This window comes from Anaerolineales bacterium (genome assembly GCA_025808555.1).
In the GTDB taxonomy this organism is placed as follows: Bacteria; Chloroflexota; Anaerolineae; order Anaerolineales; family UBA11579; genus JAMCZK01.
Map to the genome: position 1 here is coordinate 1,834,451 of CP075526.1, position 24,842 is coordinate 1,859,292.

24 protein-coding genes are annotated in these 24,842 nt (G+C 61.8%); 17 read left to right on the forward strand and 7 right to left on the reverse strand.

Features of this window, described 5'->3' with window-relative positions:
• Positions 1 to 11 precede the first annotated feature (11 nt).
• Genes KIT08_09160 through rsfS form a run of 12 tightly spaced genes read left to right on the forward strand, consistent with a single transcriptional unit; the run spans position 12 to position 9,828 of the window.
• Positions 12 to 731 (forward strand): gamma-glutamyl-gamma-aminobutyrate hydrolase family protein, encoded by a 720-nt coding sequence (locus tag KIT08_09160; protein ID UYN89255.1) that lies wholly within the window; start codon positions 12 to 14, stop codon positions 729 to 731.
• Between the two features lie 4 nt (positions 732 to 735).
• Complete coding sequence (locus KIT08_09165) at positions 736 to 1,671, forward strand: 2-phospho-L-lactate transferase (GenBank protein UYN89256.1); 936 nt, start codon at positions 736 to 738, stop codon at positions 1,669 to 1,671.
• Positions 1,672 to 1,698: 27 nt separating this feature from the next.
• Positions 1,699 to 2,322, forward strand: coding sequence for a 2-phospho-L-lactate guanylyltransferase (cofC, locus tag KIT08_09170; GenBank protein UYN89257.1), 624 nt, complete (start codon positions 1,699 to 1,701; stop codon positions 2,320 to 2,322).
• The gene (locus KIT08_09175) at positions 2,312 to 2,791 is read left to right on the forward strand and encodes a PaaI family thioesterase (GenBank protein UYN89258.1); all 480 of its coding nucleotides are present in this window, start codon (positions 2,312 to 2,314) and stop codon (positions 2,789 to 2,791) included. Before cofC ends, KIT08_09175 begins: the two co-directional genes overlap by 11 nt.
• 1 nt (position 2,792) lies before the next feature.
• Positions 2,793 to 3,362, forward strand: coding sequence for a hypothetical protein (locus tag KIT08_09180; GenBank protein ID UYN89259.1), 570 nt, complete (start codon positions 2,793 to 2,795; stop codon positions 3,360 to 3,362).
• A 44-nt stretch (positions 3,363 to 3,406) separates the two neighbouring features.
• Positions 3,407 to 4,825: an FAD binding domain-containing protein gene (locus KIT08_09185; GenBank protein UYN89260.1), complete on the forward strand. Its 1,419-nt coding sequence runs from the start codon at positions 3,407 to 3,409 to the stop codon at positions 4,823 to 4,825.
• Positions 4,825 to 5,163, forward strand: coding sequence for a hypothetical protein (locus KIT08_09190; GenBank protein ID UYN89261.1), 339 nt, complete (start codon positions 4,825 to 4,827; stop codon positions 5,161 to 5,163). Before KIT08_09185 ends, KIT08_09190 begins: the two co-directional genes overlap by 1 nt.
• Complete coding sequence (locus KIT08_09195) at positions 5,164 to 7,407, forward strand: molybdopterin-dependent oxidoreductase (GenBank protein UYN89262.1); 2,244 nt, start codon at positions 5,164 to 5,166, stop codon at positions 7,405 to 7,407.
• Between the two features lie 4 nt (positions 7,408 to 7,411).
• Entirely contained in the window at positions 7,412 to 8,317 is a 906-nt protein-coding gene (locus tag KIT08_09200; protein ID UYN89263.1) for an alpha/beta fold hydrolase, read from the forward strand.
• The gene (locus tag KIT08_09205) at positions 8,314 to 8,904 is read left to right on the forward strand and encodes a nucleotidyltransferase family protein (GenBank protein UYN89264.1); all 591 of its coding nucleotides are present in this window, start codon (positions 8,314 to 8,316) and stop codon (positions 8,902 to 8,904) included. The genes KIT08_09200 and KIT08_09205 overlap by 4 nt, the downstream gene beginning before the upstream one ends.
• Positions 8,904 to 9,479, forward strand: coding sequence for an RNA 2',3'-cyclic phosphodiesterase (gene thpR / locus KIT08_09210; GenBank protein ID UYN89265.1), 576 nt, complete (start codon positions 8,904 to 8,906; stop codon positions 9,477 to 9,479). The genes KIT08_09205 and thpR overlap by 1 nt, the downstream gene beginning before the upstream one ends.
• 4 nt (positions 9,480 to 9,483) lie before the next feature.
• Positions 9,484 to 9,828, forward strand: coding sequence for a ribosome silencing factor (rsfS, locus tag KIT08_09215; GenBank protein ID UYN89266.1), 345 nt, complete (start codon positions 9,484 to 9,486; stop codon positions 9,826 to 9,828).
• Between the two features lie 54 nt (positions 9,829 to 9,882).
• Here rsfS and ndk read toward each other — a convergent pair whose 3' ends face one another.
• Complete coding sequence (gene ndk, locus KIT08_09220) at positions 9,883 to 10,338, reverse strand: nucleoside-diphosphate kinase (protein ID UYN89267.1); 456 nt, start codon at positions 10,336 to 10,338, stop codon at positions 9,883 to 9,885.
• 69 nt (positions 10,339 to 10,407) lie between these two features.
• Positions 10,408 to 13,719, reverse strand: a complete 3,312-nt coding sequence (locus tag KIT08_09225; GenBank protein ID UYN89268.1) for a tetratricopeptide repeat protein — start codon at positions 13,717 to 13,719, stop codon at positions 10,408 to 10,410.
• A 119-nt stretch (positions 13,720 to 13,838) separates the two neighbouring features.
• Here KIT08_09225 and KIT08_09230 point away from each other — a divergent pair, with 119 nt between their 5' ends.
• Both KIT08_09230 and KIT08_09235 read left to right on the forward strand, forming a co-directional pair.
• Positions 13,839 to 14,831, forward strand: coding sequence for an ATP-binding cassette domain-containing protein (locus tag KIT08_09230; protein ID UYN89269.1), 993 nt, complete (start codon positions 13,839 to 13,841; stop codon positions 14,829 to 14,831).
• Positions 14,828 to 15,607 (forward strand): ABC transporter permease, encoded by a 780-nt coding sequence (locus KIT08_09235; GenBank protein UYN89270.1) that lies wholly within the window; start codon positions 14,828 to 14,830, stop codon positions 15,605 to 15,607. Before KIT08_09230 ends, KIT08_09235 begins: the two co-directional genes overlap by 4 nt.
• Before the next feature lie 256 nt (positions 15,608 to 15,863).
• Here KIT08_09235 and KIT08_09240 read toward each other — a convergent pair whose 3' ends face one another.
• Both KIT08_09240 and KIT08_09245 read right to left on the reverse strand, forming a co-directional pair.
• Positions 15,864 to 18,209 (reverse strand): sodium-translocating pyrophosphatase, encoded by a 2,346-nt coding sequence (locus KIT08_09240; protein ID UYN89271.1) that lies wholly within the window; start codon positions 18,207 to 18,209, stop codon positions 15,864 to 15,866.
• A 138-nt stretch (positions 18,210 to 18,347) separates the two neighbouring features.
• Entirely contained in the window at positions 18,348 to 18,662 is a 315-nt protein-coding gene (locus KIT08_09245) for an antibiotic biosynthesis monooxygenase (GenBank protein ID UYN89272.1), read from the reverse strand.
• A 281-nt stretch (positions 18,663 to 18,943) separates the two neighbouring features.
• Between KIT08_09245 and KIT08_09250 the strand changes: the two genes are divergently transcribed.
• Positions 18,944 to 20,161: a sigma-70 family RNA polymerase sigma factor gene (locus tag KIT08_09250; GenBank protein ID UYN90805.1), complete on the forward strand. Its 1,218-nt coding sequence runs from the start codon at positions 18,944 to 18,946 to the stop codon at positions 20,159 to 20,161.
• A gap of 55 nt (positions 20,162 to 20,216) precedes the next feature.
• Here KIT08_09250 and KIT08_09255 read toward each other — a convergent pair whose 3' ends face one another.
• The 3 genes from KIT08_09255 to KIT08_09265 form a co-directional block, all read right to left on the reverse strand.
• Entirely contained in the window at positions 20,217 to 20,738 is a 522-nt protein-coding gene (locus tag KIT08_09255; protein ID UYN89273.1) for a PspC domain-containing protein, read from the reverse strand.
• 3 nt (positions 20,739 to 20,741) lie between these two features.
• Positions 20,742 to 21,065, reverse strand: coding sequence for a PadR family transcriptional regulator (locus tag KIT08_09260; GenBank protein ID UYN89274.1), 324 nt, complete (start codon positions 21,063 to 21,065; stop codon positions 20,742 to 20,744).
• Positions 21,066 to 21,129: 64 nt separating this feature from the next.
• Positions 21,130 to 22,692, reverse strand: a complete 1,563-nt coding sequence (locus tag KIT08_09265; protein ID UYN89275.1) for a hypothetical protein — start codon at positions 22,690 to 22,692, stop codon at positions 21,130 to 21,132.
• 98 nt (positions 22,693 to 22,790) lie between these two features.
• On the opposite strand from KIT08_09265, the gene KIT08_09270 reads away from it, so the two are divergent.
• Both KIT08_09270 and KIT08_09275 read left to right on the forward strand, forming a co-directional pair.
• Complete coding sequence (locus KIT08_09270) at positions 22,791 to 24,245, forward strand: hypothetical protein (protein UYN89276.1); 1,455 nt, start codon at positions 22,791 to 22,793, stop codon at positions 24,243 to 24,245.
• Positions 24,242 to 24,841, forward strand: a complete 600-nt coding sequence (locus KIT08_09275; GenBank protein ID UYN89277.1) for a class I SAM-dependent methyltransferase — start codon at positions 24,242 to 24,244, stop codon at positions 24,839 to 24,841. The genes KIT08_09270 and KIT08_09275 overlap by 4 nt, the downstream gene beginning before the upstream one ends.
• Position 24,842: the final 1 nt, after the last annotated feature.

Consider the following 24,842-nt stretch of genomic DNA (forward strand, 5'->3'; position numbering starts at 1 on the left):
AGAATGTGCCCATGCCTAGCCCTTTGATCGGTGTTACCACCCGCAACGGGCGTTCTGACCTGTATCAGAACGATGTCATTCAAACCCCGCGCCCTTACAGTGAAGCGCTGGTGCGTGCCGGGGCCATTCCCGTGCTGATCCCGCTCAATCTGCCGCTGGATAAGTTGAGTGAACTGTTGGGGGGGTTGGATGGGCTCGTGTTCACTGGCGGTGGCGATATTGAGATCCATCGCTTTGACGGCGAGCCGCACCAGAAGCTGTATGACCTGGATGCAGAACGTGATGAGATCGAAATTCAGATGGTGCGCCAGGCCGCGCAAGACAACAAGCCTTTTCTGGGCATCTGCCGCGGTTTGCAAATTGCCAACGTAGCCTTTGGCGGCACGCTATACACGCATATTCCTGACCAGCTGCCAGGCGCATTGCAGCACACCAACTTTCCGGACCATCCGTGGGATTATTTGGCGCATCCGGTCCAGGTGAGCGAAGGCAGCCGCCTGGCCGAAATTCTGGGCGAGCCGATCGTGCAGGTCAACAGCCTGCATCACCAGGGCATCAAAGAACTGGCGGCAGACTTCAAAGCAGTCGCCAGTGCGCCGGATGGCCTGATTGAAGCAATCGAGCTTCCGGAGCATCCCTTCGCCGTGGGCGTGCAGTGGCATCCTGAGTGTTTGCCTCAGGATGCCCGCATGCAAAGCCTGTTCCGCGCCCTTGTGCGCGCCAGCCAGTAACGCCATGAAAGTGCTTGCACTGGCTGGCGGAGTGGGTGGCGCCAAACTGGCTGATGGCCTGGCACAAGTATTGCCACCTGAAGACCTGACGATCATCGTCAATACAGGGGATGACTTTGAGCACTTTGGCCTCACCATCTGTCCTGACCTGGATACGGTTTGCTACACACTGGCCGGCCTGGCCAACCCGCAAACCGGCTGGGGCCGCGTAGGCGAGACCCAGCAGGCCATGAACAGCGTGGAGTTGCTCGGCGGCCCCACCTGGTTCTGGTTGGGCGACCGTGACCTGGGCACCCACCTGGAGCGCACGCGCCGCCTGCGCGCCGGCGATGCGCTCAGCGCCATCACCGCAGACTTCTGCGCGGCGTGGGGCATCCGCACCCGCGTGCTCCCGATGAGCGACCAGCCCGTGCGCACCTTCGTGAGCACGAATGAAGGCGAACTGGCCTTTCAGGAATATTTTGTCGCCCGCCGCTGCGAGCCGGTGGTGAGCAGCTTCCGTTTTGACGGCGTGGCGCAGGCGCAGCCCGCCCCCGGCGTGCTGGAAGCTGCGGCCGCCGCCGACCTGGTGGTCGTGTGCCCATCCAACCCCTGGGTGAGCGTTGCGCCGATCCTGGCGGTGCCCGGCTTGCAGACCGCCCTGGCCGCCAAACCCATCATCGCCGTCTCGCCCATTGTGGGCGGGCAGGCCATCAAGGGCCCGGCGGCCAAGATGTTCAGCGAGTTGGGCATCGTGCCTAGCGCGCTTGCGGTGGCGCAGCACTACGGTAGCTTGCTACGCGGATTTGTATTCGATGAGGTGGATGTTGAGCAAACCGAAGCCATCGCCGCGCTCGGTATAATCCCTATGTCAACTGCCACTGTGATGAAGGAACGCGCACACCGTGTTCAACTGGCCAACGAAGTCCTCGCTTTTGGTCGTAACCTGCTCAGTGCATGACCCCACTAGCTAGCCAAAGGAACGTGCATGTCAATTTGGGCGATTGTTCCCGTTAAACCCTTGCGCCGCGGCAAATCCCGTCTGGCCTCGGTGCTCTCCGAAGATGACCGCGCTGCGCTCAACGAGCGCATGCTGCTGCACACCATTGATGCGCTCAAGAGCGTCGAAGCGCTGGGCGAAGTGCTGGTGGTGAGCCGAGATCCCGCGGCCCTGGCGCTGGCGCGCGAGCGCGGCGCCCGCACGCTGCAGGAGGACGGCGCGCCGCACCTCAACGTAGCCTTGCAGCGCGCCACGGCCGTGGCGCAGACCTATACTGCCACCAGCGTGCTGGTGGTCCCGGCAGACCTGCCGCAGCTCAGCCCGGCTGATGTGGCTACCATGCTGCAAGCCGGCAGCGAGGCGCCCGGCGTGGTGATCGCTCCTGACCATCATCATGAGGGCACCAATGCTCTTTACATTAACCCAGCTGGGTTGATCGAGTATGCGTTTGGCGAAGGCTCGTTCGCCACGCACAGCGCCAGGGCCGGCGCCGCCGGAGCGCAGTTGCATATCGTTGAGTTGCCATCGCTCTCCCATGACGTGGACGTTCCAGAGGATCTGGATTTTCTTCAACTCAGAATGGAAAACGAAGGCGGAGTGAATGCTGGCTAATAAGCTCCCCAACTCGCGTAATTGCTTCGCTTGCGGCATGGAGAATCCGATCGGCCTCAAGCTGGAAATGTATGCTGATCCGGTACAGGAGGGCGGGGTAGTGTGCAATTACACTGTGCCCAGGGTCTATGAAGGCTACCCTGGCCTTGTGCACGGCGGGGTCATCAGCACCATTATGGACGAGGCGGTCAGCCGCGTGTTTATGCTGCAAGACCATAATCGCTTCATGTATACCGCCCGCCTCACCACCAAGTTCCGCAAGCATGTTCCGGTAGAGCAGCCCCTGCGTATCACGGGTATTGCGGTCAAAGACCGCGGCCGTGTGGCTGAAGCCCGTACCGCCATCTACGATGCCAGCGGTGAGCTGTTGGCCGAAGGCGAAGCCCTGATGGTCGCCCTGCCTCCGGAGGATCTGGAAGGCGTTGCGCTGGATGAGCTCGGTTGGCGCGTGTATCCGGATTCAGAATAGCATGAGCGAAGTAACCCTAAAAGGCAACACCCTGCGCATTGGCGCCGCAGCCAGCCTGCAAGCGCTGGCCGAATCTGCCGGCTTGCAGCCCGCGTTGTATGACGCGATTGCGCGTGACGCCGAGCTAGCTGCCAGCCAGCTTGCGCTGCCGCAACTGCTCGCCGCCAGCGGCGGCTCGCTGCTGGCCGCCGCTATGCTGGCCCTGGACGCCGAGCTTGAATTGCAGGACGGCGCCGCCCAAAGCTACGGGAATTGGCTGGCCTTGCGTGCCACGGCGGGCGAGCCGGCCGTGGCCGCCCTAAGCTTCAGCACCGCCGCCCGTTTGGAGAGCTTCGTGGCCGACGGCGCCTGGCTGGTTCTGGCGCGCTGGCCGGCTGGCCGCACGCGGGTCGCCATCGGCGGCTGGGGCTCTGCGCCGCTATTGGCCATGGACGGCCGCGAGGCCAGCGGCATCCTGGAAGCCGCCGAGAACACGCTGATGCTGGCCGGCACCGGCTTACCCGAGGACGAACCCCGCCTGGTGGTGGTGCGCGAGCTGGCCGAGCAGGCGCAAGCTTCTATTGCTGCTTAAGCTTCAAAGCTCGCTGATGCTTGAGTGCTTATAATATCGGCCACATGTGGTCTCATTACATCACCGCTCACACTGTTGAAGATGCCTTGGCTGCTCTGGCGCAGCATGGCAGCGCGGCGCGCATTGTAGCCGGCGCAACTGACCTGATCGTTGAATATGAACTGGGCGCCCGCAAGGGCGTGCATACCCTGATCGACGTCACGCGCATCCCCGGGCTCAACGCCATCACACAGGGCGGCGATGGCCGCATCCACCTCGGCCCTCTGGTGACGCACAACGATTGCGCTGCCAGCCCGCTGCTGCGCCAGCAGGCGCTGCCGCTGGCGCAGGCCGCCTACCAGGTGGGAGCGCCGCAGATCCGCAACCGCAGCACCGTGGCGGGCAATCTTATCACCGCCTCCCCAGCCAACGACACCATCCCGCCGCTGATCGCGTTGGGCGCTAGCGTGGTGCTGCGCTCACAGTCCGGCGAGCGCAGTGTGCCGTTGGCCGAGTTTTATACCGGCGTGCGCAAGACCGTCATGCAGCCGGTCGAGATGCTGGTGGATATAAACTTCCCGGCGCTTGACCCAGCCAGCCAGCGCGGTGCCTTCATGCGCATGACCCTGCGCCGCGCCCAGGCCATCTCGGTCATCAATGCGGCCATCGTGCTCACGATGGATGGCAGCGCGGTCAGCCGGGCTACGATTGCGCTGGGTGCGGTGGCCCCGACGATCATTCGTGCACCCGAGGCCGAAGCCTACTTGGCTGGCAAGCCCCTCACCGAAGAGACGATCGTCCAGACGGCACAGCTGACCCAGGCCGCGGCCACGCCCATTGGCGATATCCGCAGCTCGGCTGATTACCGCCGCGAGATGGTGCGTGTGGCCACGGCCCGCCTGCTCGAAGAGCTGGCCCAGCCGCAGCCGCCAGAGCGTATTCCTGAAAGTCCGGTCTTGCTGGCGAAGCCAAACGGTGAGCCAATCGGTCAATCGATTGATCGATTATTCGATGCCACGGCCATCAAAACTAACATCAATGGCACACAGTATTCCTTTGAAGCAGGCCACGAGAAGACCTTGCTGCGCTTGCTGCGCGAGGACGCGCTGCTCACCGGCACCAAAGAAGGTTGCGCAGAAGGGGAGTGCGGCGCTTGCACCGTGTTCATGGATGGCAAGGCGGTGATGAGCTGCCTGGTGCCTGCCCCCCGGGCCAACGGCGCCAACATCGTCACCATTGAGGGCTTGGCAAATGAAGACGGCGAGCTGCACCCCGTGCAGCAGGCGTTCATTGACCATGCTGCTGTGCAGTGCGGTTATTGCACTCCAGGTTTCGTAATGTCGGCGGCCATGCTGCTGCATGAGCATCCGCAACCCACCCGCCAACAGGCGAAAGAGGCGCTGGCGGGCAATTTGTGCCGCTGCACTGGCTATTATAAGATTCTGGATGCGGTGCAAGCCGCCGCCACTACGGAGATCCAATAATGTTATTGCGCAAACCTACTCGTGATCCCTTCCCCTGGCGCGTGCACCCCATCTGGCGCGGCATTGGCTGCATTTTGTTGATCGTGCTGCCGGTGGTTGCTTATGGTTTCACTGACTTGATCGTGGCCTGGGCTTTGGCCAACAACCATACGCTCGCGGAAGGCGCCCGCGCCAATCCTGATCTGCTTGCCAGTCCTTATTTCAAAGGCGTCTTTACGCTGGTGCTCACGCTGATCCTGTATCTGGTGTTCTCCATTTTGGGTTCGATCGTCTATTCGCTGGCAGGCGGCCCTCTGAACGAAGAAGTGGCCACCATGACGCGCGGACGCTACGAATAAATGAGCAGGCTAAGAACCAGCGCCATCGGCCAGTCACACGGGCGCATTGACGCCCACGGCAAAGTGACCGGCCAGACCCTCTATCCGGGCGACATCAACAAGCCTGACCAATTGCACGCCAAGGTGCTGTTCGCTGGGCGGCCGCACGCCATCATCCATTCCATCGATACCGCCGAGGCCGAAGCCTTGCCCGGCGTCGTCGCCATCTTCACCGCCAAGGATGTGCCGGTCAACGAATACGGCCTGATGGTGCAGGACCAGCCGGTGCTGTGCGGGCCGGGCTCCAGCAAGCCGTATGCCGAGCGTGTGCGCTTTGTAGGTGACCAGGTCGCCTTCATTGTGGCCGAGACCGAAGCCATCGCCGCCGCGGCGCGCAGCCTCATCAAGGTCGAGTATGAGGACATGCCTGTGCTCACCGACCCTGAAGAGGCCATGCAGCCAGATGCCTTGCGCATCCATCCCGATAGCGACAATACCTATCACCGCTACCGCGTGCGTTACGGCGGCGACATTGAGGCTGCTTTTGCGCAGGCCGACGTGATCGTAGAAGGTGAGTACCGCACGCCGGTGCAAGAGCACGCCTACCTGGCACCCGAAGCCGGGCTGGGCTATATCGACGAGCAGGGGCGCGTCACCGTTGAAGTGGCCGGCCAATGGGCGCACGAAGAGCGCATGGCCATTGCTCATGCGCTCGGCTTGGCTGACGAGCAGGTGCGTGTCATTCACCCTGCGATCGGTGGCGCCTTCGGTGGGCGTGAGGACATGTCCATCCAAATCGTGCTGGGCCTGGCCGCCTGGCGTCTACACCAGCGCGGCATACATCGCCCGGTCAAGATCATTTGGAGCCGCTATGAGTCCATGATCGGGCATCACAAGCGCCACCCCTACATTATTCGCTCCAAGTGGGGCGCCACCAAGGATGGAAAGATCATTGCCGCCAAGTCGGAAGTCATCGCCGACTCGGGACCGTACATCTACACCTCCGTCAAAGTGCTGGGCAATGCAACGCTGCTGGCTACTGGCCCGTATGTGATCCCCAACGTGCATGTTGACGCTTGCACGGTGTACACCAACAATATTCCCAATGGCGCTTTCCGTGGCTTTGGTGGGCCGCAGGGTGCGTTCGCGTCCGAGTCGCAGATCAACAAACTGGCCGACGCGCTGGGCATGGACCCCGTCAAGCTGCGCATGCTTAACATGGCGCTGGATGGCGACATCCTGGCCACCGGCGTCAGCCAGCCGCCCGGCGTCTCGCTGGACAAAGTGGTGGACGCGTGTGCGCGGGCGGCCGGCTGGCAAGAACAGGCCGGCGTCTGGCAGCGCAGCCCGGCTGCCTGGCCGCAGTTGCCGGCGGCCCCGGCGCACATCAAGCGCGGCGTGGGCATTGCCTGCGGCTTCAAGAACGTAGGCTTCTCGTTTGGCTTTCCCGAACGGGCGTACGCCACGATCGAGATCCACGGCCAGGCCGAGATCGAACGAGTCGTGCTGCACCAGGCCGGCTCCGATGTAGGCCAGGGGGCGCACACCGCCTTCCGCCAAATGGCGGCCGATGCGGTCGGCGTGCCGGTGGACATGGTCGAGATGGTGGTGGCGGATACCGCCGTCACGGGCGACTCGGGCTCGGCTTCCGCTTCGCGTCTGACCTTCATGGCGGGCAATGCCATCCGCGGCGCGGCGGATGCCGCGCTGCAGCGCTGGCAGGACGAAGAGCGCCCGGCCATCGCCGAGTTCAAGTATGTGCCGCCGCCCACAACGCTGCTGGATGCCCAGACTGGGCAGGGCGATCCTGTGTTTGCCTATGGCTATGTGGCCGAGGCGGTGGCGGTGGAAGTGGACACCCAAACCGGCGAAGTGCATATCACCGATGTTATCTGCGCTGACGATGTGGGCAAGGCGATCAACCTGCAGCAGATCGAAGGCCAGATCGAAGGCGCCGTGGTGCAGGCCGCTGGCTACACCTTGATGGAGAATTTCATTCAAGAGGGCGGATACACCAAGACCCCCTTCTTCTCAAATTATCTGATCCCGACTGTGATGGATGTGCCCGACCGCGTGCAGTCGCTCATTCTGGAGTTCCCCGACCCGAATGGGCCGTGGGGCGTGCGCGGCATGGCTGAGATGCCTTACATCCCCTTCTCGCCTGCGGTCACCGCCGCGGTCTACGATGCCACCGGCGTATGGATCGACCAGTTCCCGCTGGTGCCCGAGCGTGTGCTGCGCGCCCTGGGTAAACTGCCCAGCTAGCCTGATGTCATTCGTTGAGCGCGTGCTCTACGGCGAGCGGGAACGGCTGGGCCGCCAAAACCGGGCTGGCCTACCCGGCGCGCTGGTTCAGCTCTCAGACGGCAAGACATATTACGAAAGCGCCGGGCCTGCCAGTGGCAAGCCGGTGGTGCTTATTCATGGCTTCTCAATGCCCAGCTTTATCTGGGATCCTACGTTCGCGGCGCTGGCCCAAGCCGGCTTCCGCGTCATTCGCTATGACCTATATGGCCGTGGCTGGTCTGACCGGCCGGAGGCGCGCTACGACAAGGCGCTGTTCGTGCGCCAACAGGCTGAGTTGCTGGATGAGCTGAAGATCTCGCAGGCCAGCCTGGTGTCGCTCTCGATGGGCGGCGTGGTGGCGGCAGAATTTGCCTTCCGCTTTCCTAAGCGTGCAGACAGGTTGAGCTTTGTAGACCCGGCGGGTTTTGACCTGGGGCTGCCGCCCGCCGTCAAGGCCGTCTTCTTGCCGCTGGTGGGCGAGGTGCTGCTCGGCATGCTGGGACGCATGGGGCGCAAGCCGCTGCTTGAAAGCATGCTGGCTGATTTTTACCAGCCTGCGCCCGAGGCGATTGTTTCTTTCTCACAACGCTATTTTGAGCAGATGAAGTACCGCGGCTTCAAGCGCGCTTTGCTCTCCTCGTTGCGCAGCGGCATGCTGGATGAAGATCTGCTGTTGTTCCAACGCCTGGGTGAAAGCGGCAAGCCGGTGCAGCTTTTTTGGGGCGAGCTGGATGAAACTGTCCCTTTCCGCCACGCACAGACCTTCGTTAATCTGGTGCCGCAGACTGAATTCCACCCCATTGCCCAGGCTCGCCACATCCCGCACTTTGACCGTCCTGAAGTGGTGAACCCACTCCTGATCGAGTTCCTCGCTCGAGGCGCGCAATGAGCGAGCAGATCGCCGGCGTCATTCTTGCGGCGGGTGAGTCCAAGCGGCTTGGTCAACCCAAGCAGCTATTGGATTGGAAGGGTAAGCCCTTCGTGCGCCAGGTGGCCGAAACCGCCCTGGCGGCGCGGCTGGACCCGGTGGTTGTGGTCACCGGCGCGGCCGCGGCCGAGGTGTCGGCCGTGTTGGATGGACTGCCAGTGCGCATTGTGCACAATGCGCACTGGGCTCAGGGGCAAAGCAGCTCAGTGAAAGCCGGCCTGGCGGCTGTGCCGCCCCAGGCCGCCGCGGCCATCTTTATGGTGGTGGACCAGCCGCAACTTCCGGTGCGGCTGCTGGATGCGCTGCAGGAGCATTATGCTGAACAGCGGCCGCCGATCATTGCCACCTTGGTGGATGGCAAGCGCACCAACCCGGTACTGTTCGACCGCAGCACCTTTGCAGATTTTGACAGTCTGGAAGGCGACACAGGTGGCCGCGCCCTGTTCTCAAAGCACCAGGTGACCTGGTACCCCTGGCTGGACACTTCGCTTGTGTTCGATGTGGACACGTCGGAGGATTACGAGCGCCTGCTGCGCTTCTTCAGTTGATGCGCGCCTTTATCGCCTTCGAGCTGCCTGATGAATTACGCGCCGCAGTAGCGGCCATTAGCGTCGGCCTGCGCAACAGTTTGCCTGATGCGCCGTTAAGTTGGGTGCCGGCCAGCAATATGCATCTCACGCTCAAATTCCTGGGTGAGATCTCGCCCGCGCAAGTGTCGGCCATCCAGGCTGTGTTGCAGTCGCTCGCCGAAAGCTATTCGCCCATTCCCATATCGTTCAGCGGTCTGGGTGCATTTCCAAACCTACGCCGCCCGCGTGTGCTGTGGGCAGGCTTGCAGACGCCAGCTGCGCTAGCGCAGCTGGCCGCCGAAGTGGAAGCTGCGCTGCAGGCGCACGGCTTCGCCCGCGAGCCACGCGCCTTCACGCCGCACCTCACGCTGGCGAGGGTGCGCCGTGAGGCGCAGCCCGCCCAGCTGGCAGGTTTGCAGCCGGCATTGGCACAGCAAGGTGTGCCAGCCGCCAGCGGCCTTCTCGAACAGCTTGTGCTGTTCGAGAGCCAGCTAAAACCCAGCGGCGCCGTATATAATTCTCTTGTGCGAATTCAATTGCACACCAAAGGATAAGTATTTGGACCCATTAGAACTGGCTCGAAAAATCGTAGACGCCCTGGAAGACAAGAAGGGCGAGGATATTCTGGTATTGGATCTGCGCAACCAGGCGCCGATCACTGATTACTTTGTGATTGCCTCTGGCACCAGCGAACGTAACCTCAAAGCGCTACAGGATGCACTGGTGGATGAAATTCGCCCGCAAGTGAGCTTCAAGCCGCGCCTGGAGGGTAAACCCGGTGAAGGTTGGCTGCTGGCGGATTTTGGCAGCGTGATGGTGCATCTCTTCTCGCACGCCCAGCGCGACTATTACCGCCTGGAAGATCTCTGGACCGAAGCCAAGGTCGTGTTGCACTTGCAATAGCACGAAACAAAAAAAGCGGCCCACCGGGCCGCTATTTTTGATGCTCACGAACTGTTACTTGCCTTCAAACACCCACTTGTCGATCTCGCGGGTCCAGCTTACCAATTCCTCGGGCTTGAACCATAGGCCAACTTCGCGTTCGCCAGTCTCAGGCTTGTCGGAGGCGTGGGTAAGGTTACGGCCAACTTCCAGGCCGAAGTCGTGGCGAATGGTGCCGGGGGCGGCTTCGGTGGGGCGGGTGGCACCCATGGTCTGGCGGATAGCGGCTACGGCGTTGGGGCCTTCCCAGGCCATGGCCATCACCGGGGCCGAAGTGATGTACTCCACCAGGCCGTTGTAAAAGGGTTTGCCGTTGTGCTCGGCGTAGTGTTCCTCGGCGAGGGCCGTGCTGACCTGCATGAACTTGGCGCCGGCCAGGCGCAGGCCGCGGCGTTCCAGGCGGGCAATGATCTCACCCACCAGCGCACGTTGCACACCGTCCGGCTTTACCAGTACTAGACTGCGTTCCAATGTTCCTCCACAAAAAATGCTCAGAATTTTATTCTGAGCATTTTACCAAGTAAGCACGGGCTGCTTGCGCTACAGCAGGGCTTTTGCGCGGCTGTAACAATCCAGCGCCTCGGTCAGCTCGTTGTTGCGCATATAGGCATCGCCCAGGGTTTGCCAAACGGCTACCTGGCGTGGGAAGCGGCGCGAGGCGGCCCGCAGATCAGCGATCACATCGTCAAGGCGGATGCGGCGGCGCAGGAAGTAGCTGTAAGCTTCGGCGGCATCGTTGATGTTGCCGTAGCTCAGCGCCTGGCGAGCGCCAGCCAGGCGGTCATCGATCTCCTCGGGCGAAAGGCCGCGGCTGCGCTTGCGAGCCGGGCGCCGGGGCTCAACTGCGGCAGCGCTGGCCCCCGCATAGGCAGGCTCGGTAGTTGCCACAGGTTCGACAACGGGCTCAAGCTGCGGGTCTGGCTCAATGCGGCTGGTCGGCTCAGGTTGCGCAGGCTGGCTGGGCTCGGGAGTAGCTTCTGGTTCGTGCGGCGCGTTTTCACCGTGCGGCGCGTCTCCGCCGTACGGCACGTCTCCGCCGTACGTATCTTCGTCATCACCATCCTCTTCAGCCAACGAGACGTACTCAGTTTGATCGGTCTCGGCTTCGACTTCTTCCGGTTCGTCTGGCTCTTCAGCCACGGGTTGGTTAGTGCTGCCGGAGAAGGTGATGGTCTCGTATTCCACTTCTTCATCTTCAGCTTCAAGGTCAGCCGGCGGCTCAGCTGCGGCTTGTGCCGCACTCGGAGTATCCGGCAGTTGGCTGGCCGGCACCCAGGTGGGCTCGATCGCCGGCGGTGGAGCCGTCTCGTCTTCGCGCGCCTCTTCGGCGGGCCACTCAACGCTAGCCTCGGCTGGCTCGCTGGCCGGCTGCGGGGGCGCAGGCGGCAGGCCGCCGGTGCCGCCATTGGCTTCCTGCTCGCTCAGTTGGCGCAGCCAGTCCGGTACGTCTTGCGAATGCGTGCTGGGCTGTTGCGCCGCGGCTGGCGGCAGGCTGGCAGCCTGGTCCTGCTCGCGGCTGAGCTGGCTCAGCCAGTCAGGGATCTCATTGCTTTCAGGCTCAGTGTCAGGCGCAGCCTCGGCCTGTAGCTCGCCGGTTGGCTGTGGTTCGTCCTGCGGGCGCAGTTCGCTCAACCAGTCGGGCGCATCGTCCAATTGGCGCGGTACGATCGGTTCGCTGGGGGCGTCCGCGCTTTCGAGTGAGCCGGTGAACTGGCGCAGCCAGCCGGGGGTGGTCTTCTCGACTTCATTGTCAGCGAGCTCGGCTTCGTCTGGCTGACTGAAAGGCGAGTCGACTTCCAGCCCGCTGAGCGCCTCGCGCTCGGCAGGTTCTTCGGTAGGCTCTTCAGTCGCTGCATCCACCGGGTCGGCCGCGGCGGCCAGCTCATCAAGCCAGTTCAGGTTCTCGCTCAATGGAGTGGGAACAGCTTCGGTAGGGGTAGGTGCTGTCTGCTCGGCGCTCAACCACTCAGGCTTGGAGGTGCGGCGCTGCTCGGGGTCGGTGAGCAGCTCTTCCTCGGCCGCGCCGCGTCGCGCCGCCAAACCTTCCAGCCAATTCAGCGTGTCCTGCTCGTCATCGGCGGGGGTAGTTTGGGGGTCTTCGGCCTCGGCTTCTGATTCAGCAGGCTCAGCGAGCCCGGCCGGCGGCTCACTGACCGGCGCATCCTCGGCGTCTTGCCAGCCCAGGGAGTCAAAGCGCTGGGTGCTGTCAGCATCGGCGGCCAGAGGCTCATCGGCCTCTGAATCATCTTGGTCATCTTGCATGCCAGAGCTGGCTTGCAGGTCATTGAGCCAGTTGGCGGCAGGTTCAGTTGGGTGTTTGACAGGCTCAGCCTGTTCTTGAACGGGCTCGTCTGCTTCTGGCGTTTCATCGCCAGCCGGGTCAATAAAGGCGGGCGCATCAGTAAACGCGCTGGCAACGGGACGGGTGGGCTGGGTGTGCTCCAACTCGTTTTCGTTGAGTTCTGCCAGCCATTGCGGAACCTCAGGCTCAGCCTGGCCGGAAGTGGCTGCGGCAGCCTCGGCTGCAGGCTGCTCCTCATCCTCGTTATCCTCGTTGAATCCAGAATCCAGCCAGTTGAGCTCACCGGTGGGCAGCCAGCCGGTCGGCTTGCCGCCAGGTTGGCTGGGGGTCGGTTCCTCGTGTTGCGCGGCGGGCGGGCTGGGTTCAGCCTCAGGCTCGTCTTGCGGCTCGAGATTGAGCGGGCCAGTGGGGTTAAAACCAGCCTGGGCGAACTCTTCAGTCCAGCGTTTGCCGGGCGGCTCGTCAGGCGGCAGAGCCGCTGCGGGAGGCGTGCTGCCCGGGCGCAGCTCGCGCAGCCAGTCTGGGATCTCATCGGGCTGCAGCGCGCCGGTCCTGAATGGCGATTGGTCTGAAGACATGTTGTCTGGCAGCTCATCCATGAAGGCGCTGCCAGCTTCCGGCTCCAGGCCTTCCAGCTGGCTCAGCACGGAACCTTCTTCTGCGGCGGGCTCGTCTTGTGCGTCCGCGCTTTCAACCGAAAGCCAGTCTGGCAGGTCTTCTTTCTCAAAGGCGGCTTCGTGTGCTTCAGCCGTGCGGGCGGGTGCGCCCAGCAGCATCGGGCTGTCGAGCTCCAACGCTTCGAGCATCACGCTCTCAGCAGGCACCTGAGCGACATCTTTGAGAGTGCTGACCTGGGCGGCGTAGGGGTCCAGCTCTTCTACGCGCTCCCAATAGGGGTTGGCTTCCACATCACGCTGGGCGTTGCGCAATATATCCACCATGACGCGGTTGGCGTACAGACAATACGGTAGCTTTTGGATGATCTGGTTGCACATCTCGCTGGCTTCGGCGTGCTGGTTATTCTTGAAGTACATCTCGGCCAGCAGGGTTTGCAGGTCCGGGCGCTGGGCGTCCTCGGCCAGCGCATTACGCAGCTCGCCGATGGCTTGGCTGTAAAGGTCGCCGTGAGAATACATGCGCGCCAGGGCGCCACGCGTCAGGCGCACCTTGGGCGGCTCATAGCCTTCACGCATGCCGAACAGGCGACGCACTTCACCCTGCACGGCCTTGTTGGAAGGCTGTGACTCGAAGGCGCGCTCCATGTGCCAAATTGCGGCATCGAGATGGCCCTCATCCTCGCGGATGATGCTCATGCCGATATGGGCTACGAAATCATCAGGGATGGAAGAAAGCACGCGCTGGAACAGGTCACTGGCCTCGCTATGGCGCTTGCTCTCCAGGTAGGCCTTGCCCATCAGGCGGTAGGTATCTATGTTCTTGGGGAAGGTTTTGAGCACATGGCGGCAGTGGGCCAGGGCGTCTTCGACCTGGTTTGAATCGATGAGATGCTCGATTGCCTGTAAATAGTCGCGTAAATTTGTGGCTGCCATGCTGATTTGGAAAAGTAGTATGCCATTTTAGAGGCATACATGCAAGGAAATGTGCTTCCAACAGCCATGCCTGCTTGCGCAGACATAGCTTTTGAGGCATAAGCAGTATCATTCGCTATATGTCTATTGTGATCGAAGCACAGGGGTTGGGGCGCAGCTATGGCGACTTGGTAGCGGTGGATGCGCTGAACCTGACCGTTATGCAAGGCGAGTTGTTCGCCCTGCTGGGCCCGAATGGGGGCGGCAAGACCACCACGGTGGGCGTGCTGACCACGCTGCTGCGGCCCAGCCGCGGCAGCGCCCGCGTAGCGGGCTACGACGTAGCCCGCCAGCCGGCTGATGTGCGCCGCCGGATCGGTGTGGTGTTCCAGGGGCCGAGCCTGGATGAGCAGCTGACCGCTTGGGAGAATTTGGATTTTCACGCCCGCATCTACAGCATGCCGCGGCCGCTGTTTCGCCAGCGGGCGGCGGAGCTGCTGGCGCTGGTGGAACTGGCCGAGCGCCAGCACGAGCCGGTGCGCAACTTCTCCGGCGGGATGCGTCGCCGGCTGGAGCTGGCCCGCGGGTTGCTGCACCAACCGCAGGTGCTGTTCCTCGATGAGCCCACGGTGGGGCTTGATCCGCAGACCCGTAATGCCATATGGGACTATCTGGCGACCTTGCGCAGGGAAAGCGGCGTGACCGTCTTTTTGACCACCCATTATCTGGAAGAGGCCGAGGATTGCGATCGAGTAGCCATTATTGATCGCGGGCGCCTGGTGGCGCTGGATACATCGGCCGCGCTCAAGGCCGGGCTGGGCGGGGATGTGCTCCACATCCGCGTGGCGGATGGGCAGGCGGCCAGCGCCCTGCTGCACCAGCAGGCGCAGCTGGAAGCGCAGCCCGGGCCGGACGGCCTGATGGTGGAAGTGGCCGATGGGCCGCGACGGATCCCTCAACTGGTGGGCTTGCTGGAGGGAGCGGGGATTGCGGTGCAGGCGATCAATCTGCGCCGTCCTTCATTAGAGGATGTGTTCATCAAGTTGACCGGGCGGGCGATACGGTCGGAGACGGCGGATACCACACAAGCGCTGGGGCGACGGATGGGCCGCGGCGGGCGAGGTGGCCGGTGAGCGCGCTGTATACGATATGGTTGCGCGACCTGACCCGTTTCCTGCGCAACCGCTCGCGGATATTCACTTCGCTGGCACAGCCGCTGCTGTATCTGGCGATCTTTGGCAGCGGGCTGTCTGGCCTGCTATCGGGCACGGCGCCGCTGGGTGGGGTGAGTTTTACGGCGTTCGTGTATCCCGGCGTGATCGGCCTGACGATCATGTTCACAGCGCTGTTCACCGCCATCTCGGTGGTATATGACCGAGAGTTTGGCTTCTTGAAAGAGGTGCTTGTTTCGCCCGCGCCGCGCCTGGCGGTGGCGTTAGGCAAGGTGGCCAGCGGAACAACTATCGCGCTGCTGCAAGGCGTGCTGACCCTGCCGCTGGCCTGGCTGCTGGGGCTGCCGCTGACGCTGGGGCAGGTGGCGGTACTGCTGGGCATCATGGCGGTGCTGGCCGCGGTGTGCACGGCGCTCGGTTTGCTGGTCTCGACGCGGCTGCGCGGTATTGAAGGCTACAACGTGATCATTAATTTTCTGATGATGCCGCTGTTCCTGCTGTCCGGGGCGCTGTTCCCGCTGGCCGGGCTGCCAGTGTGGATGAATATTCTGGTGCGGGTCAACCCTATGGCGTACGCCACTGATGCGTTGCGCCAGGTGGCGCTGGCTGGGGCAGCGGAGCCAGGCTTCCTGGCCGCCAGCCGCCTGCACCCGGTGGGCGTGGATGTGCTGGTCTTGGTGGGCTTCTTTGTAGTGTTCATCGTGCCGGCGGTGCGGGCGTTCAGCAAGCCCGAATAAAAGATTACATTTGAGATTAATACTTTCCCCCGTAAAGTTTGCACTTTTAACTTCCCGACGAATTGGTTAAAACTTTTTGGCATTTTCAGGCTAAAGGCGCGCGTATGATGTGTGGCAAGCAAGCACTGCCATCCCCTGATGCCTGTATAGCTCAATTTGGAGCGGATGGGCAAGAATAAGGCTGGTTGTCAAGGAGTTGCAGAGAAAAAAAAAGCCCCGTTGCAAGCAGCGGGGCTTTTTGGTTTTGCTTGCAGGCTTAGCGACGAGCGTTGGCCTTCTTCTTGGCAACCTTTGCGGTGCTCTTGCTGGAGAGGATGGACCAACCCAGCAGGGCCACCATGACGGCAGCAGCGGCCCATTCACCGGGGCCAAGGCTCTCGATCTGCACCACCACGGGGGCGATGATGACGGAGACCAGGTTGACCACCTTGATCATGGGGTTGAGGGCCGGGCCGGCGGTGTCCTTCAGCGGGTCACCGACGGTGTCACCGACCACGCTGGCCTTGTGGCGCTCAGAGCCTTTGCCCAGGTTCTTCTTGGGGGTCTTGGGCTCATCTTCGATCAGTTTCTTGGCGTTATCCCAGGCGCCGCCGGCGTTGTTCATGAACACTGCCAGCAACTGGCCGGAGAGGATGATGCCAGCCAGGAAGCCACCCAGGGCATTCACACCCAGCAGCAGACCCACCAGAATGGGAGTGACCACCGCCAGGACGGCCAGGGGAACGAGTTCCTTCTGGGCCGCGCCGGTGGAGATGTCAACGGCCTGCTTGTAGTCAGGCTTGACCTTGCCCTTGAGCACGCCGCGGGCGAACTGGCGACGGCATTCCTCAACGATGAGGGCTGCGGCGCGGCTAACGGCCTGGATGGCGTAGGAGGAGAACAGCCAGGGCAGGGCGCCACCGATGAGCATGCCCACGAACACCTGGGGCACGTCAATGCGGATACCGATGGATTGGATCTGTTGTGCCAGCGGCACACCTGCGGCGGCCTGGGCACGGCTTACATCAACCAGGTAAGAGCCAAACAGGGCCACGGCGGCAATGACCGCCGAGCCGATGGCGACACCCTTGGTGATGGCTTTGGTGGTGTTACCCACCGCGTCCAGATCAGCCATGATGCGCTGAGCCTTCTTGGTGGTGGCGTCGGTCTTGCCACTCCACGACATCTCACCGATGCCGTTCGCGTTGTCTGCGATAGGGCCGAAGGAGTCCATGGCCACGTTGTTGCCCGTCAGGGTCAGCATGCCGATGCCGGTCATGGCGACGCCATACAGGATGTAGGTGATCGTCTCGGCGGGGGTGTTGCCGATGCCGCCGAAGAGCAGGATGGACGAGAAGATGGTGGCGGCGATGACGATGGCAGCCCACACGGAGGACTCGTAGCCGACGGACAGACCCTGAAGGATCAGGGTCGCCGGGCCGGTATCAGCTGCTTTCTTGATCTCATCCACCGGCTTCTGGTGCGTGCCGGTGAAGTACTCAGTCATGCGGTCGATCAGGATGGCGAGCAGCACACCGATGGCGACGGCCGCGGGGGTGAGCCACCAGGCGCCGGGCAGGCCGGCATCCTTCAAGTAGAAGAAGGCGGCGGCGAAGAACAGCACTACCGAGATCACGGCGGAGGACAGGAAGCCGCTGAAGATGGCGCTCATGGCCTTGGCAGCGTTGCCTTCCTTGCCAGCCTTGACAGCGTAGGTGCCGATGATGGAAGAGAGCACACCCACACCGCGCACGATCAGCGGGTAGATGATCCACTCAATGTGGCCGGTCAGGGCGTGCAAAGCCACACCCAGGATCAGGCCGGAGACGATGGTGACCTCGTAGGACTCAAAGATGTCAGCAGCCATGCCGGCACAGTCACCCACGTTGTCACCCACCAGGTCAGCTACAACGGCGGGGTTGCGCGGGTCGTCTTCGGGGATGTCGTTCTCAACTTTGCCGACGAGGTCGGCGCCCACATCGGCGGCCTTGGTGAAAATGCCACCGCCGACGCGCATGAACAGCGCCAGCAGGGTGCCGCCGAAGCCGAAGCCCAGCAGGGCGTCAGGCGCGGCGATGCCAAAGTAGATGAAGATGACCGTGCCGCCCAGGAGACCCAGGCCGTCGGTCAGCATGCCGGTGATGGTGCCGGCGCGGTAAGCGATCTTGAGCGCGCCGCCGAAGGAATAGCGCGCCTCAGAGGCTACGCGCACATTGGCGTTGACCGCCATGCGCATACCGATCTGGCCCACCAGCAGCGAGAACACGGCGCCCATTACAAAGCCCACGGCGCGGCCGACACCAATGATGGTGCTGACCTGCTCAAGGCTCATGCCATGGAAGCGCTCGATAGCTTCAGGGGTGGGAGGCACAATGGCCACGGAGAGGTACATGGCCACCGTCAGGATCACGATAAGAGGCACAATGGTTCGCAGCTGGCGAACTAGGTAAGCATTTGCGCCGTCACGGATGGCGCTCCATACCTCTTGCATCTTGGGAGTGCCGGCGTCTGCCGCCATCACTTCCTTGCGCAGCCAGAGCGCATAGGCCAGGCCGAGGATGGCAACGCCAAACACGGCCCAGATGGCTCCGACTTCAAAACTGGTCAAACCTAATTCATACATGCAAATTACTCCTGTGAAATGTGCTGTTTTCCTTAAAAAGCGCCGGTGGCGTTAGGCCGACGGCGCTAGGTTAGGCACTGCAAGGTTTGATTGTAATTTGTGGTTGGGGATTGCGTCAAGCGCAGGCGAGTGGGCCAGCTAGAGCCCTTTGCCGCCCAGAGTCTGCAATTCCACCCGGTCAGACATGCCTGCGATGAGCGGGCGGGCCTGGGCGATCAGGGTCTGGGTGGCTTCATCTTGCAGCGAAGCCTGATGGGCCGCCTGGCTGGTCCATACTTCGCTGACCCAGACGGCATCGGGTTCGCCCGGCTGCCCGCTTACGATATAGATGAGGCAGGCCGGGTTTTGGCGCAAGCCTTCGGCGGCATCCAGCAGGATCTGGCGCAGGGCCGGGCCGTTGCCGGGAGTGGCGGTGAATTTGCCGTGCAAGCCATAGTGCATGGCAAGGATCATACTCTAGATGAGAGGGCTCCTTTTGGGCGTCCTCATTCTTTGGGATTCTGTGCGAAAAAGGTGGAATTTTGCTCATGTAAGCCTTTGAGGAGCCTAAAAAGATTTCGTTGTTGACTCGGCTGTTTGATTCGCTGTATAGTTTCTGTCCACTTGGAAAGCTAAAACAGACCAGCAACAGCACCCGTTGCTGGCTTTTTATGCCACTTTGTTTACGCAGTTCCTTGTGAGTCCCACAATCGAAAGAGCGCCTGTAAGTGCTGAACGAAAAACTCCTTAGCGACATCGTTGAAAACGACCACGATCAAGACCGAGATCATCCTGCAGTTGTCCGTTTAATTGAACTAGGCCGTAAGCAAGGCTACGTCACGATTGATGACATCCTCAACTTCTTCCCTGAAGCTGAGCGTGATGTAGACAAGCTGGAAGAGGCGTTTGCCGCCCTGTTGGGCGCCGGCGTGGCTTATGTGGATGACCCTGAGGGTCTGGAACAAGTGGCCGACGCTGAATTAAGCGACGATGACGCCGAAGAGGAAGAGAGCGAGAGCCGCCGCCAGCGAGAAGCTGACGACAACTATCTGGCCAATATCGACACCGATGACATGATCGGCCTGTATCTGAAGGAAGTGGGGCGGGTACCCCTGCTAACTGCTCCTGAGGAAGTCAGCCTGGCCAAGCGGATCGAGAAGGGCCGGATTGCCCGCGAGATTCTGGCCTCCGGACGGTTGGAAGAGGCTCAGCGTGGCAAGTATCGCTTCAATATTGAGGATGGCTGGGCGGCCCGTGAGCATCTGATCACGGCCAACAGCCGCCTGGTGATCAGCGTGGCCAAGAAGTACATGGGCCGCGGAGTACCGTTCCAGGACCTTATTCAGGAAGGCAATATTGGCCTGATCCGCGCCGCCAAGAAGTTCGATTATCGCCGCGGCCACAAGTTCAGCACCTATGCCACCTGGTGGATCCGCCAGGCGGTGACGCGGGCGATCGCTGACCAGGGCCGCACCATCCGTGTGCCGGTGCACATGGGTGACCAGATCAACAAGCTGCTGCGCGTGCAGCACCAGCTGACCCAGCGCCTGGGCCGCGAACCATCGGTGGAGGAGCTGGCCGCTGCTCTGGATGTACCCGCCAAGAAGGTGGAGAACATGATCCAGGTGGCGCGCCGCCCGCTCTCGCTAGAAACCCCGACCGATGACGAAGAAGATTCGGTGTTGGGCGACTTTATTCAGGATCACGAAGCCCCGGCTCCTGACGACTCGGCCACCTACAACCTGCTGCGCCAGCATCTCGGCGAAGTATTGGACGGGCTGCCGCCGCGCGAAGTGCGCATTCTGCAGCTTCGCTACGGTCTGCTGGATGGCCAGGCGTACACGCTGGAGGAAGTGGGCAGCAAGATGGGCGTGACGCGCGAGCGTGTGCGCCAGATCGAGGCGCAAGCCTTGAGCCGCCTGCGCCACCCGGTGGTGAGCAAGAAGCTCAAAGAATATCTGGGCGAGAACTAGAGCGAATCAAAAGACCTGCCGAGAGGCAGGTCTTTTTTTGTTTGTCGGGTCTACATCACAGTACTGAATTGCTTCCATATCTAGCGAAGTATTCTTCGCGAGTAGCGACCACAGGCAGGAAGAAGGCGGCGGCGAAGTAAACGAGGATGAACGCGCCGCCGGTGACAAGGGCCAATCCAATAAAGATCGTTCGCAGCCAATCGACATTGATATCCGAGTAGGCCGAAAACCCCTGGCAAATCCCAAGGATGTCCTGGCCTTCTTGAATGCGCACCAATCGACGCCGGCCTTTTGGAGGCGTTTGGGCTGAGGCAGGCTCGCCAGCTACGGGACCGACCTCGGCCAGGACAGCGTCAATGTCGGCAAGAGTGAGGACTTGCTCGGCGCTGCCCAGGCGGGCGGCGAGCTTATCACCGATGGATTGCTCGAGATCGCGCAGCACCTCCTCATGGTCAGGATCGGCTTGCAGGCTGTTTTTGGCCCGGTCGAGATAGCGGCGCAGCCCGTCGTAAGCATCCTGCTTGGCTTTGAAGCTGGCGGTGTGGCCGCTAAGGGTAATGAGTACTAAATTCTTCACTGTCTATTCTCCTAGTTTATTGATAAGTGTGGTCAGGTATTTCCAGTAGGCATTGAACTCAGTCAACTGCTTACGCCCAGCGGGGGTCAGCTTGTAATACTTGCGCGGCGGGCCTGAGTCCGACTCCTGCCATTCGTAATCCAGTAGCTCATCGCGACGCATCTTGCTGAGCAGCGGGTAGAGCGTACCTTCCTGGGTGGCGAAGTCGGTCTGGCTCAGACGCTGCAGGATGTCTGCGGCATAGACCTTGCCGGCCGAAACGATCACCAGGATCAGAAATTCCAGCAAGCCCTTGCGCAAAGGGGTAAGTTTGGGGGACGTTGTCATGCAAGCTACCTTGTTGAATAAAGGTACTATGACATATGCTAGTTTGTCAAGAGGGAATTTTGAGCTAGGGCAAACGTTGGTAGAGCGCCAAGCCCCCCGAGCCGTAGATGTCAGTTGGCCAGAAGTGGGTGCGCTCGTAGGCTGACTGAAAACGCGGATCAAGCAATAAGCCGGAACGGCCGTAGATCTCCAGGATGATCACATAATCCGGCAGTTGATCCATTACCAGATCTGGTGCGACCGCGTATTGGAAGTCACCATACAAGGCGGGGTCAAGCGGATAGTAGGGCAAGGTTTCTTTTGAGTTTAGGCCCACCAGATCAAGGATGCGTGCCTCGGGCAGCTGGTAGCCCAGCACGCCCACATCCGCAGCGGCCACCGTGATCCGTTCAGCGCTGGTGTGGATAGCGGACTGCACGATCTCAGCGGCTTGGGCGTAGAGCAGCTCTAGCTCGATCCAGGCCATGTGCGGGGCCGGGCGCGCTGGCGGCTGCGCAGGGCGCAGGGTCCAGCCGTGCAGGGTGGAGAGGAACGGCAGCAGGATGAGCAAGACCGCCAAGGCGCGGGCCGGTGGGGCGTCGCCGATCCTGATGCGCGCTTTGATGCGCATGGCCAGCGTATGTACGCCCAGAGCAATGAACAAGATGTAAAACGGCAGTGGCGGCGTGAGATACCAGCGGAAGATCAACGGGTTGGCGATGGAAAAAGTTATGAAGTGCAGCCAGGGGAAGAGCACAAAGGGCCAAACCTCCGGGCGTTGCTTCAGCACAGCCCAGGCCCCGGCAATGAACAAGAAGGGGTACAGCCATAGCCCCGCGCGCAACCAGGCCGAGCCGAAAGTGAGGTGCTCCAAAAAAGGTGTGGCGAAATGATTGACAAAATTGGAAAGCACGCCCAACACTTCAGGCCGATAGGCTGTGCTTTTGGCGGCCACGGACTGAGGTAGTGGGCTACCAAAGTACAACCAGGCGAACAAGCCCCACGCCAGCAGGGGCAAAGCGAAGACGAGGATGGCTTTGCTGTTGGCGCGCCAGAAGTCCCTCCGCAGAAAATTGGGCTGCGAACGCATGGCATGCCAGGCCAGCAGCGGGCCGACCAGCAGCACCGCATCCGGCCGGGTGAGGATGGCGGCGGCGCCCAGCCCGGCGGCCAACGGCACACGGTCGTTCAGATACGCCCACAGCATGCCTACGAGGAGCAAGACATAGACACTAGTCTCTAGCCCGCCGATGGCAAAGGTAACGCTGAAGGGGGCGATGGCCCATATGAGGGCGACGGCAACACCGGCCGGACGGCTGCCGAGTTGCCGGCCGAGTGCATACAGCAGCACGGTGGTCAGGGCATCTGCGATGGCAGACACAGCCAACGCCAGCAAGGGGAAACTGGCGTTGGCGGCGCCAAAGGGGAGGGCCAGCAGGGCCAACAGGAAAGTGAACAGCGGCGTGGTGGTGCCGAGCACCGGCTGGCTGGGATTGTAGACAAAGCCGAAGCCTTCAAGGATGTTGCGCGCATAGCGGAACGTGATGTAAGCATCGTCAATGGTGCGCGGGCCGGGCAGCAGACGGGCGAACAGTGCCAGGGCGAACAAGGCGATGAGTAGCCAGGGGACCGAAGACTTGCGCGGCATGCGGGCAATGGTAAATCGAAAACAAGCTTGCTGTTCAAATAATCGCTAGTCAATTTCACTTAACATGAAACAAGGGTGGATGAATTACTATTGCGCGCATGTCCTTTCGTCGCATGGTTGTAGCGCTGACGTTTATCGCCATCTTTGCGATGGCGTTGCGCATTTCGACTGATACGGATACCTGGTGGCATTTGCGGGCCGGGCAGGAGGTCGTGGAAAGCGGCGTGCCCAAGGTTGATGTGTACTCGCACACGCGGGCGGGGACGCAGTGGCTGTACCCCAGCGCCGCCTGGCTGAGCGAGGCGCAGCTGTACCTGGTGCATGCGTGGGGCGGGTTTGTCGGGCTCAACCTGTGGGTGGCGGCGCTGGTTACGCTGGCGTTCGCGTTCGTGTATGCGGCGCTGCCGCGCGGCGGCCTTTTCCTGCGCAGCGCGGTACTGCTACTGGCGGCCACCAGCTCGGCGGTGTATTGGGCGGCGCGGCCGTATTTGTGGAGCTTTGTGTTCAGCGCGCTGTGCCTGTGGTTGCTGGAAGCGGCCCGCCGTGGCCAGCCGCGCCGCCTGCTGTGGCTGCCGCTGGTGATGCTTGCGTGGACCAACAGCCACCCGGGCTTTGCGGTGGGCTTTATCTTGCTGGGCATCTTTACCGTGGAGCGGCTGGCCGCTTGGTGGCCGGTACGCAAGCAAACCGGCAGCGCAAAACGCGCGTGGCGCGAGTGGGGGCAGTACCTGGCGCTGGCAGCGGGCGGCATGCTGTTGGCGGTGTGCACCAACCCCTCCGGACCGGTAATGCTGCGCTATCCCTTCGATACGGTGGAGATGGGTGTGCTGCGCGGATACATCCAGGAGTGGCAATCGCCCAATTTTCACGAAGCGCGGGTGTGGCCCTTTGCGGCACTGCTGGGTCTGACTGGATTGGCGCTGATCTTTGCGCCGCGGCGACCAGCAGTGTATGACCTGCTATTGGTAGCGACGCTTGGCGGCATGAGCCTGCTGGCGGCGCGTAACATTGCCTTGTTTGCACTGGCTGCACCGATCGTGTTGAGCCGCAACATGCCCAACGGTGTTGTGAAACTGGAGAAGAAACTGCGCTTCAGGCCGAGACCGACGCGCCTGCAAGGGGTCTTACACGCAGTCCTGCTGGTGCTGGCGCTGGCCGCCTTGGTGGCCAAGGCCAGCCGCGTGCTGCCGAAGCATTTGAACGAGCATCAGTTCAGGGCCAGCTTGCCGGTGGCGGCGGTGGAGTATATGAAAGCGCAGCAACCGCAAGGGCAAATGTTCAACTCGTATAATTGGGGCGGCTACCTTATCTGGGCGCTGCCCGAGTACCCGGTATTCGCTGACGGGCGCACTGACTTGTATGGCGATGAGCTGCTTGGCGAATGGCTGCAGATCGCGAATGCCGAGCCGGGCTGGGCCAATATGCTGGCCCAGCGCGGCGTCAAGCTGGTCTTGCTGGAGCCGGAGTGGGCGTTGAGCAAGCTGCTGCCGGCGGCAGGCTGGCAGCTTTTGTACGAAGACGAGAACACACGATTGTTTGGACAATCTGAATGAGCGCTGACCCCCACAACACCACAGTCACACGCGGCCACGGCCTGCTGGAATCGTTTCTTTCACGGATGCGGGCCAACAAAGCCAATTCGCTAATTCCTGATGAGTTGCGCAAAGGCGCCATTCTGGATATTGGCTGCGGCAGCTTTCCGTACTTTTTGACGCACACAGAGTTTGAGCAGAAATTTGCCGTCGACCAGCTGGCGCCCTCGGCGCCGGATGAAAGCATCACCTGGCATGTGCGCAACCTGAACGAAACGCCCAGCCTGCCATTTGACGACGGATCGCTGAGCGTGATCACGCTGTTGGCGGTGGCCGAGCACATCCAGCCGGAGAGCCTGGCTGGCATTCTTAAGGATGCCTACCGCGTGCTCAAGCCCGGCGGGCGGGTGATCCTGACTACGCCGGCGGGCTGGACGGATGGTTTGCTAAAGTTCATGGCGCGGGTCGGCCTGGTGAGCAGCGAAGAGATCGATGAGCATGTCATCGGCTATACCAAACCCTTGCTGGCTGAGCAATTGGAGCGGGCAGGCTTCACAACATTCAAAGTGGGCACATTTGAATTTGGCCTCAACCTGTGGGCCATGGCCAAGCGGTAAC